Annotated in this window: 3 protein-coding genes; 1 reads left to right on the forward strand and 2 read right to left on the reverse strand. The window is 38.4% G+C overall.

The features are described from left to right. The coding region (locus NT145_09005; protein MCX5782812.1) for a S8 family serine peptidase at positions 1-1,382 on the forward strand (1,382 nt) is incomplete at its 5' end. A 37-nt stretch (positions 1,383-1,419) separates the two neighbouring features. On the opposite strand, the gene NT145_09010 is transcribed toward NT145_09005, so the two are convergent. Further along, complete coding sequence (locus NT145_09010) at positions 1,420-2,847, reverse strand: Rne/Rng family ribonuclease (protein ID MCX5782813.1); 1,428 nt, start codon at positions 2,845-2,847, stop codon at positions 1,420-1,422. A 210-nt stretch (positions 2,848-3,057) separates the two neighbouring features. Beyond that, positions 3,058-3,589: DUF2344 domain-containing protein (locus NT145_09015; GenBank protein MCX5782814.1), on the reverse strand; the 532-nt coding region annotated here is incomplete at its 5' end.

A 3,589-nucleotide genomic window follows, 5' to 3' on the forward strand; every position in this document is an offset into this window, starting at 1 on the left:
AAGCTGACAACGGTATAGGAATAGCCGGAGTTTGCTGGAACGCAAAGCTTATGCCGATAAAAGTTTTTCCCAATAATTCAAATTATACAAATGCGGAAACTTGCGCGCGGGCAATACTTTATGCTGTAGATAACGGCGCAAAGATAATTAGCGCAAGCTGGGGAAGCGCTAACAATTCTAACCTTTTAAACGATGCGATAAAATATGCAAATGATAGAGGGGTTATAATGGTTTTTGCGGCCGGAAACAACAATAGTTCTCAAGCTTATTATCCCGCGGCTAACCCTTTAGTAATATCCGTGGGTGCTACAGACAACAAGGATACAAAGGCAATTTTTTCTAACTATGGGGATTGGATAGATGTTTTTGCTCCAGGGGTAGACATATATTCAACATGTCCGAACAATACTTATGGATCAAAAAGCGGGACTTCAAGTTCCTGCCCCTTTGTTGCAGGCCTTGCAGGACTTATTCTTTCTAAATATCCCAATCTCTCGCCGTTAGAAGTTAAACAAAATATCAAAGAAAAAGCTGATTGGATCGGTTTTAGTAACAATATGGCTAAAAGGCGCATAAATGCTTTTCGGTCTTTGATATTTTCGCAATCAAATTTTTGTATCGGACAGGAAGGCGGAAGCATTGAACTTCTTGACGGCACAAGGCTGGATTTTCCGGCGGGTTTGACCTCAGAAAAGCTTTTTATATATATGGGCGAGCTCAACTCTAACAGCTATGACATTTTAAAAGCAAATAACTCCAGCGCAATCAACGGCATTGTATTTCCTATCGGCAACTTCAATCTTATAAGATATTTCGCCGCAACATCAGCCAGCACGGGACAAAACATCAGTAACTTTGAAAACTATGTAAGGATTTCAATACCTTATCCGGATTCTAATAATAGCGGTTTTATTGACGGAACAAATATCCAGGTAAAGAACCTAAAATTATGTTATTTGGATCAGGATAAAACGAAATGGGTGATATTGCACAATTCTATTGTTGATACGGCAAAAAAGATAGTTTCTGCTCAAGTAAATCATTTTTCAATTTTTGGGATTTTACTGGCTACCCAGGCTCAGGATACTTCGGAAATCATAGTATATCCTAATCCGCTATATGCCGCAAAAGATCCTATAATGAAATTCGGAAGGATCCCTCTTAATATGACGGATGTAAAAATAACAATTTTTAACGTTGCCGGAGAACTTGTTAAAACCCTCTCCGAACAAAGTGAAATAAAAACGCTCGGCACTGAAAAGTGCGCCGAGTGGAATGCCACAAATAATAGCGGTGAAAAGGTTGCCAGCGGTGTTTATATTTATGTGTTAAGAAGCGGGGATTCAAAACAGAAAAGCGGTAAAATCGCAGTTTTAAGATAAAAGTTTTATTTGTGTTAAAAGGAGTTCAAAATACGGCTCATTCAATTATTATCTGGTAATCTTCCCAGGCAATATCGTGTGAAGACTGTATATCTATTTCTGAACCTACAATTTTTTTGAGCCGTTGAAGCCTTTCTCTAAAATAAGGCGCGACTTCAGGCGAAAGCCTTATTCTAACCTTACCCGCGTGTCTTTCAACTTTTAAATGTTTAAGCTCGTTTGAAATATTAATAAACAAAGACTCTTTTGAAAGAACCACTCCCAAACCATTGCAGGTCGGACACTTTTCCCCCAAAAGGGCAAATAACGATTCTCTCCTTCTTTCTCTGGTCATCTCAATCAGGCCAAGTTTTGTGATCGGCCAAATTTTTATTTTTGCTTTGTCCCCTTTTACTGAATTTTTTAAAATATCCAAGACTCTTTGGCGGTTTCGTGCACTTTTCATATCAATAAAATCAATAACAATAATCCCGCCTATGTTTCTTAGCCTAATTTGCCTTGCAATTTCTTGTGCCGCTTCAACGTTAGTGGTTGTAACAGTTTCTTCCTGCGATTTTTTGCCCTTAAAGCGCCCGGTATTTACATCTATCGCGCAAAGCGATTCCGCCTCCTGAATTATAATATATCCGCCTGAAGGAAGATTTACATAGCTGGATGAAAGTTTTTTTATCTGATCTTCTATGCCGTAAGCTTTGAATATGTTTATTTTCCCCTGATGCTTTTGCACCTTATCCAGAAGTTCCGGGGAAACAATTTTTACAAAATCAACAACCTCGTCATACTCTTTCTGCGAATCAATAAGTAAAATATCTATTTCTTCATTGAAATAATCTCTAACTGTCTGAAAAACTATTCCCAGATCGCGATGAATTAAAGAAGGGACTTTTGCTTTTTCGGCTCTTTGGCTGATAGAAACCCAGAGTCTCTGAAGATATTTCATTTCCCTTTTTATTTCTTTTTCGCTGGCATCCTCCGCCTCCGTCCTGACAATAAAACCGCCCGGCTGATCCCCCTTAATTTCTTGAACCATTTTTTTTAGCCGGTCTGTTTCTTCCTTAGATTCTATGTTTTTTGATATACCGATATGTTTTTCAAAAGGCATAAAAACCAAAAGGCGCCCGGGAAGAGATATATTCATATTTCCCTTTGCACCTTTAGTTCCTATAGGCTCCTTATCAATCTGTACGAGTATTTCTTTTCCGCGGGAAAGCATTTTCTCAATCTTTCTTTCGTGCCCGGCGCTCAGCACATCGTCTCCTGAAAGGTAAACATTCTTTACAAGCCCCGCATCAATAAACGAGCTTTGAAGACCGGGCAAGATAGCTTCAACCTTGCCCTTATAAATATTCCCGACTATTTTTTCCGATTCTGTCCGCTCTATAAATAAGTCCGTAAGTTCGGAATCTTCAAGTATCGCAACCCTCGTTTCATTCTCAGACCGGTTTACAATAATTTCTCTTTTCATATATTTCCTCTCTAACTTCAGGGGTAAGGGATAAGTGGTAGTAACTTCAGTTGTAAGGTGTAAGTGGTAAGTTATAAGTTAAATCCTTTTTTGATTTCAAACTTAATTCTTATCACTTACTACTTATCACTGTCTTGAGAAAACTTAATCCTTATCACTTACAACTTACCACTGTCTTTTGGATCTTTGCTACTTGACCCTTGTTACTTTTTACGGTTCCAAGACCGTGCCGTCTTTTTTTTCAATAAGAAAGCCCGTCCTTGTTACAGGCAATATTTTAGCACTATTTTCATCTAAACTGCAAAGGGATTGAACAATTTTTTCAGATTTTACATTATATTTCGGCCCAAATCTTAATTTAAGATTGATAAAACCGTCCTGCGTTTTGAGTTCAAGAATTAAAGGTTTTACGTCAATTTTTCTAATTTCGTTGCCTTTTTTCTTTTCAATAATTATTTCCGGTTGCGAAAGGAATTTTTGTATTTGTTCCTGACTGACCTGAAAACGAATTTTGTATACTGCCACATTCACCAAAGAATCAAAAGAAGGAAAAAATAAAGGTATTTTTTTGGTTTCAATTAATTTATACCCTTCAGTAAGCCCCGTTAGAGACCTGCCCAGCCGGCGGGCGGGCAACGGACGCTTCGCTAATAAAGATGGCGGCATTACATCACCATCTAACGGCATGATTTCAATCTGCTGATGGGAGTCGGCAGCCTTCTCTAACGGGGTAAGCGAATTC

It is taken from the genome of Elusimicrobiota bacterium (assembly GCA_026388075.1).
Classification (GTDB): Bacteria; Elusimicrobiota; Endomicrobiia; order Endomicrobiales; family JAPLKN01; genus JAPLKN01.

What these genes read in the sequence shown, in the direction of transcription:
- NT145_09010 (MCX5782813.1), bottom strand. Translation starts at nt 2,847, where the DNA reads ATGAAAAGAGAAATTATTGTAAACCGGTCTGAGAATGAAACGAGGGTT.